At 63.0% G+C, this 5,839-nt stretch carries 5 protein-coding genes; 3 read left to right on the plus strand and 2 right to left on the minus strand.

Annotation, left to right across the window (positions count from 1 at the left end; translation table 11 throughout):
* A partial coding sequence (locus tag EN893_RS15480) for a gamma-glutamyltransferase (protein WP_206640123.1) occupies window positions 1–783 on the plus strand: 783 nt, incomplete at its 5' end.
* An 86-nt stretch (window positions 784–869) separates the two neighbouring features.
* Here EN893_RS15480 and EN893_RS15485 read toward each other — a convergent pair.
* Both EN893_RS15485 and EN893_RS15490 read right to left on the minus strand, forming a co-directional pair.
* Window positions 870–1,217: a hypothetical protein gene (locus EN893_RS15485; RefSeq protein WP_032808338.1), complete on the minus strand. Its 348-nt coding sequence runs from the start codon at window positions 1,215–1,217 to the stop codon at window positions 870–872.
* A gap of 434 nt (window positions 1,218–1,651) precedes the next feature.
* The gene (locus tag EN893_RS15490) at window positions 1,652–3,757 is read right to left on the minus strand and encodes a TonB-dependent siderophore receptor (RefSeq protein WP_164748871.1); all 2,106 of its coding nucleotides are present in this window, start codon (window positions 3,755–3,757) and stop codon (window positions 1,652–1,654) included.
* A gap of 401 nt (window positions 3,758–4,158) precedes the next feature.
* On the opposite strand from EN893_RS15490, the gene EN893_RS15495 reads away from it, so the two are divergent.
* Window positions 4,159–4,956 (plus strand): ABC transporter substrate-binding protein, encoded by a 798-nt coding sequence (locus EN893_RS15495; protein WP_245456803.1) that lies wholly within the window; start codon window positions 4,159–4,161, stop codon window positions 4,954–4,956.
* A partial coding sequence (locus EN893_RS15500) for an iron chelate uptake ABC transporter family permease subunit (protein WP_164900904.1) occupies window positions 4,949–5,839 on the plus strand: 891 nt, incomplete at its 3' end. The genes EN893_RS15495 and EN893_RS15500, both read left to right, overlap by 8 nt.

Here is a 5,839-nt window from a genome sequence, read left to right on the forward strand (position 1 = left end):
CGCTATGCCTATGTTGACCGCAATTCCGCGCTCGGCGATCCCGATTTCGTCGACAATCCGGTCTCGAAATTGCTTGATAAGGCCTATGCCAAGGATATCCGCGACAAGATCGACCCGTTCCGGGCCGGCGTGTCGCAGGATCTGATGCCGAAGGGCTTTGGCGAGAGCAAGGAGACGACGCATTATTCGATCATCGACGATGAAGGCAATGCGGTCGCGGTCACCTACACGCTGAATGGCTCCTTCGGAGCCGGCGTCGTCGCCGACGGCACCGGCATCCTGCTCAACAACGAAATGGACGATTTCACCCAGAAACCCGGCGTGCCCAATCTCTACGGCCTTGTCCAGGGCGAGGCCAACGCCATCCAGCCGAAGAAGACGCCGCTGTCGTCGATGAGCCCGACCGTGGTCGCCAAGGACGGCAAACCGTTCATGGTCATCGGCAGCCCGGGTGGCTCGCGCATCATCACGATCACGCTGGAAGCGATCGTCAATGTCATCGACCACGGCATGAACATCCAGGAGGCGATCGACGCGCCTCGCATCCACCATCAATGGCTGCCCGACAAGGTTTATGTCGAGCCGTTCGGCCTGTCGCCGGACACAGAAAAGCTGCTGGCCGGCATGGGATATCACCTCGATCTCGCTGACCAGACCTGGGGGCAGGCGGCCGGCATCCTGGTCGGCGGCAAGAGCCTGGCGGAAATCGAGAAGGGCGGCGGCGCGCGCTACAACGGCGCCATCGACAGCCGCGCGGCCTCTGGCGAGGCGCTCGGATACTGACAGCTCGGAGGAAAAACCTGGTGCAGCGTGGCGATTCGGGTTGATCGCCCGCTGCTCAAGTGGATCGGCTCACACCGATTTGGCCGTCACAAGACCAGCGTGAGAGTGGACGCAACCAGCATCAAGGCGGCAATGCCGACGAACAGCGCATAGATACGCGGCCGGTCGAGCAGCAGCGCGTTTCCGGATATCCAGGCGGACGTGGCGCCGCCAAGCGCGAAGAGGAAGCCGTTGCGGTGCCCGAAGACCATCGATGCGGCCATCAGCCCGCCAATGATCAGCGCACCGAACACGATGATCACGGCAACGGCATATCTCTCGAAATCATTGCCGCTACCCATGCTCGGGCCGATTGCGTTCAACGTCGGCAGGTCGTCCGGATCGAAAGGGTTCGTCGACCCGTATTCGTCTTGACCGGCAGGCTCTCGCATCATTCATTCTCCGTATAGCGGCAACAAACCATCAAGCCTTGCCGAGCGCAACCCGATCGCACTCCCTTCAATGCGTTTGGTACGGTCTTCTACACCTTCTGGCGACGACCGCCGCCGGTTTTTTGATTCGTTGCCTTTTTCAGGCAATCCAATCCAGAGCGCGCCGCCCGGAGGCGGTCGTGGGACCATCCATCCTGGAATGCATTCGTGGAGGAAAAATGATGCGGGACGTGGATTGCGCTTCGCGGGCAGCGATTTTCGGCGAGCGGGACGTCGCACGCCCACCGTGACGGTGCGAATCGTCTTGCCGCCATCCGGACGGAGGACAGGGCCGCGTCGAATCGCGGCTCTGGACGCGCGTCATCACAGGTTCATGCGGCGCGCTTCAGATCCCGCATGCCAGATCACTGCCAGCCGAGGCAGCCGAGCGGCATGCATCAGAACTTCATGCTGAGGCTGCCCTTGATGACGCGGCCTTCGCCATAGATGCAGCTGAGGTCGGCATTGCTGCCGGCCTCATAGCAGGTCGAATAGTAGGTCTTGTCGAACAGGTTGGAGACATTGAGCGCTGCCTGCCAGCCATTCTTCTTGTAGCGCAGTGCCGCGTCGACCAGCGTGTGGCCGGGCACGTTAACCGTGTTCGTACTGTCACCGAAGCTGGCGCCGATATAGCGCACGCCGGCGCCGACACTCAGGCCCTCGAGCACGCCGCTGCCAACCTCATAGTTGGCCCACAGCGATGCCTGGTGTTCCGGCACCCTGGCCGGGCGGTTACCGACGACGGCGGCGGCATCGCTGGTTATCTCCGCGTCGAGATAGGTGTAGGCCGCCGTCATGCTGAGGCCGGAAGCCAGATCTGCGTTGGCCTCGATCTCCAGGCCGCGATGGCGGACTTCTCCGGTCTGGACCTGGTAGACGGGATTGGCTGCTGCCGTCGGCACATTGGTCTTGCGCAGGTCGAACAGCGAAGCGGTGATGAAGCCGGGGAAGAAGGTCGGCTCGTATTTCAAGCCGACTTCATACTGCTTGCCCAACGACGGCAGCAGCGCGTCTCCGGACTGGGTCGGGCCGATATTGGTGGTGAAGGATTCGGCATAGCTGGCGTAGGGCGTCAGGCCGTTGTCGAAGAGATAGCCGATGCCGATATTGCCGGTGAAGGCATGGTCCTTCTGATCGTAGCTGCCTGCACCGTCGAGTCGGTTGAAATTGGTGTGGTCGATCCAGGCCTGCCGGCCGCCGATTGTCAGGACCCAGTGGTCGGCGATCTTGGACTGGTTTTGTGCATAGAGGCCGACCTGGCCGATCGTCTCCACGCGATCCGTAATGATGAGGCTCGGCGGCGTGACAGGGATCGAGTAGTCCGGGTTCTGGGTGTCCAGCGGCGGACCCGCCCCGTAGCCGTTGCGCCCGTCGACCGATTGTCTGCTGTAATCCAGACCGAACAGCAGCTTGTTTTCGACCACGCCGAAGTCAGCCTTGTACTCGGCCTGGTTGTCGACGTTGAACAGCCTTGCCGTCTCATCCACGGTGAACAGCGTGCGCTGCACCGTATGTTCGTCTGCGCCGATGTATGGGCCGCCAAGCCACTCGCCAAAATAGAGCTGCCGGTAGTCGGTTTCCTGCTGCGAGTAGCGCAGGTTTTGCCGCACCGTCCAATGGTCGTCGAACTCATGGCTGAACTGGTAGCCGATCGAACCATGGTTGGCATCGAAGCGGTCGAAGTCAGGCGAGCCGGTGAAGAAATTGCGCGGCAGATTGCCATACTGCGCCGGCAGAAACTGATTCGTCGTCAGCCTGTCCCACTGGTAGTTGGCCAGGACGGTCAGCGAGGTCTGCGCATCCGGCTGCCACTTGAGCGCCGGCGCGACGAAGATGCGGTCGTTGCGGGAATAGTCGGTTTCGAGCGCGCCGTTGCGAACCAGGCCGGTCAGCCGGTAGGACCACACGCCGGCATCGTCGATCGGGCCGCCTATATCCAGCCCGGCCTCGACGGTGTTGAAGCTGCCATAGCTGAGGAAGCCGTCATAGATCGGCTTGTCAGTCGGCCGCTTGGTGACGGCATTGACCATGCCGCCAGCCTCGTTCTCGCCGTAGAGCACCGAGGATGGCCCCTTCAAGACTTCGATTCGCTCCAGCCCGTAGGGCTCGATCTTGAAGCCTGAGAAATCGATCACTTTCTGCGGCAGCCCGTCGCGATAGATCGCCGACGTGCAGAGGTCGAACCCACGAATCAGGCATTGGTCGAAGCGATCGTCGACGCCCCATGGCGAGATGGTGACGCCGGCGAGATAGGACAAGGCGTCCTCAAGCTGCCCCGGCTGGCGATCGTCGAGCTGCTTGCGGGTCACCACCGAAATCGAGCGCGGAATTTCCTTCAGCGGCGTGTCGGTTTTCGAGCCGGTGGTGGTGTTTTTGGCGATGTAGCCGTCATCCGGTCCGACCGGGCTGTCGCTCTGTCCCTCGACATTGATCGGGTTGAGCTCGGTCGCGGCTTCCTGCGCAAGGACCTGGGTGCAAAGCAGGGTCGAAAGCGATGCGACCACGAGGCTCCGGGTCCGGCTTCGCCGCCGCGCCGCACGATATGCACTCAACCCCATCTTGATACCCTCACTGCCCGCAATGCGCGCAGGACCGGTCCGCCTTGCGCCAATTTAAATTTGTTGACTCGGTTAGTCATCTTCAATGTTGACTATGGAAGTCATGTTTCATAGTCAACCGACCATCGGCTGCCGGCAGCCAGATTTTTGAATGCGTCGTTTTGGAGAAAACCCGTGCCTGAAATCCACGCCCAGCCGGCTTTCCGCACAGGCGCTGCGCGATGATGGCAGCCCTTGAATCCCACAGGGCCGACCGTCTCCGCGGTCGGATCACCCGGCGCGGCGCGCTGGGACTTTTCGTTCTGCCCTTTGCCGCAATTGCATCGCCATCTGCCACGGCGAAACCGTTGCGCATCGTCTGCCTGGATGACGGCCTGGCCGAGACCTTGCTCATGCTCGGTGTCAGCCCGGTTGCCATTGCCGGTCGCGACATCTGGGAGACCTGGGTGGTCGAACCGCCGCTGCCGCCTGAGATCGCCGATGTCGGAACGCTGCTCGAACCCAATCTCGAATTGCTGCAGCAACTCAGGCCCGACATCATCCTGTCCATGCCGTATCTCGACGGCATCAAGCCGCTGCTCGAACGCGTGGCGCCGGTGACGACGATCGGGCTCTATACCGAGGCCGGGCAGCCCTATCAGCGCGCGCTCGAGGCGACGCGCCAGCTTGCCGGGCTTGTCGGCAAGGAAAGCGAAGGCGAGGCGCTGATCGCGGCGACAGATGCGTATTTTTCGGAAGTTCGCCGGCAACTGGCGCCGCTTTCGGCGCGGCCGATCTATGTCGTCAGCTTCATGGACCCGCGCAATGTGCGCGTCTACGGCAAGAAGAGTCTGTTTCAGGAGGTGTTCGATCGCATCGGGCTCGCCAACGCCTGGACGGCCGAGACCAATTATTGGGGGTTTTCGACCATTGGTATCGACGGGCTGGCGACATCCAGCGACGCTCGCCTCGCCTATCTTGAACCCTTGCCCGAGGGCGCGGGCGGCACGCTGACCGAAAGTCCGGTCTGGAACGCCATGCCTTTCGTGCGCAACCGCTCGATCATGCGTCTTCCCGCCGTCCATATGTTCGGCGCCCTTCCGTCCGCCACCCGTTTTGCTCGGGTCCTGGCGTCTGCGATGACTGTGGAGGCCGCCCGTGGCTGAGGATGCTGCGGCCATTGCCCAAGGGGGGAAGCATGCGTCGGCCGGCCGGGCCTCCGCGTGGAGCTTTTTCAGCAATCAGCCGGTAGGCGCGATCCTGCTTTGCGCGGTGCTGCTCGCGGCAGCGTCAGCGGCAACCGTCTCAAACCTCACCGTGCAGCTACCATCGGCGCTCTGGCTCCAATCGCTCGCCGCCCCCGACATCGCCGACATGCGGCAGGTGCTCGTCCACTATGCTTTCCTGCCTCGGCTTGCCGTCAGCCTTCTGTGCGGTGCGGCGCTCGGGCTTGCCGGAACCGTCCTGCAGCAGGTTCTGCGCAACCCGCTTGCCTCGCCCGAAACGGTCGGCGTCTCGGCCGGTGCCTATCTGGCGCTGGCGCTGACGACGCTTCTGTCACCGTCGCTGCTTGCCTTCGGGCGCGAATGGGTGGCGCTGGCTGGCGCATTCGTCGCCCTTGCCGCCGTTTTCGCTCTGTCCTGGCACAAGGGCCTGTCGCCGCTTTCGGTGGTGCTGGCGGGGCTTGTGGTCAGCCTTTATGCCGGCGCCATCGGTGCCGCTCTCATTGTGCTGCGGCATGAATGGCTGGCCAGCCTGTTCATCTGGGGCGCCGGTTCGCTCGGCCAGCAGGACTGGTCGACGACGCTGTGGCTGTTGCCGCGCATCGGCACTGCTGCGCTTGCGATCTTCTTCATGGTGCGGCCACTGACCTTGCTTGGCCTCGACGATGAAGGCGCGCGCAGTCTTGGCGTGCCGCTCGGCGCCTATCGCTTCGCCGGACTGGCGGCCGCCGTCGCGCTGATCGCGTTTGTCGTTGCCGCTGTCGGCGTCATCGGTTTCGTCGGCCTGGCCGCGGCGACGCTCGCGCGCATCGGCGGTGCCCGGCGG

The organism is Mesorhizobium sp. M7A.F.Ca.CA.004.04.2.1 (genome assembly GCF_004022825.1).
Classification (GTDB): Bacteria; Pseudomonadota; Alphaproteobacteria; order Rhizobiales; family Rhizobiaceae; genus Mesorhizobium.